Annotated in this window: 1 protein-coding gene; it reads right to left on the reverse strand. The window is 62.0% G+C overall.

Annotation, left to right across the window (positions count from 1 at the left end; all coding sequences use genetic code 11):
* Positions 1–373: 373 nt before the first annotated feature.
* Positions 374–761, reverse strand: a 388-nt coding sequence (locus KVT32_RS27950) for a serine O-acetyltransferase (protein ID WP_217619180.1), incomplete at its 5' end; no start/stop codon positions are given.

Here is a 761-nt window from a genome sequence, read left to right on the forward strand (position 1 = left end):
GACACAATTTGACGGGGAGTTTGCCGAGAACCGACGAAGTTTCGCCATGTCATCAGTGACTCTTCGTAAAAATGACAGGTAAGTTAGTGCCTTAAGGAAAGAAAGTGCTTGAAATCCGGCAATGAGCCTGATTGCCGGTTGTTGTATTTACGCTTAATAAAATAAACTGTTTGACTTTTTGGTAAGGGTGACTTAAGGGAACCTTAAACCCTGATGAAGACGGTTCGGAGAGGAAAAAACGAAGTAGCAGCGGCATGAGGCGGACGCGAGCCGGCTGCCTCGCTCACGGCGCGGCATCGAAAAAAATTACAGCCGGCCGGCACCGCCATCGAGCAATGGCGGTGGCGCATCCGGCCGGACCTGGGAGAACGCCTCAGCAGCCGCGCATCTGCGCCTGGGTCACGTTGCTCCCCGGCGCCACGCTTTGCGTGAGCCAGACGTTGCCGCCGATGGTCGACCCCGCCCCCACCGTGATGCGCCCGAGGATGGTGGCGCCGGCATAGATGACGACGTCGTCCTCGACGATCGGGTGGCGCGGCGCGCCTTTCACCAGGGCGCCGTGCTCGTCGGTCGGGAAGCGGCGCGCGCCGAGGGTCACGGCCTGGTACAGGCGCACGCGCTGGCCGAGGATCGCCGTCTCCCCGATCCCGACCCCAGTGCCGTGGTCGATGAAGAAGCTGGCGCCGATTTGCGCGGCCGGGTGGATGTCGATGCCGGTCAGCGTGTGCGCGATATCGGCCGCCAGGCGCGCCAGGAACGGC

This window comes from Achromobacter sp. GbtcB20, from assembly GCF_019091095.1.
In the GTDB taxonomy this organism is placed as follows: Bacteria; Pseudomonadota; Gammaproteobacteria; order Burkholderiales; family Burkholderiaceae_B; genus Achromobacter; species Achromobacter mucicolens.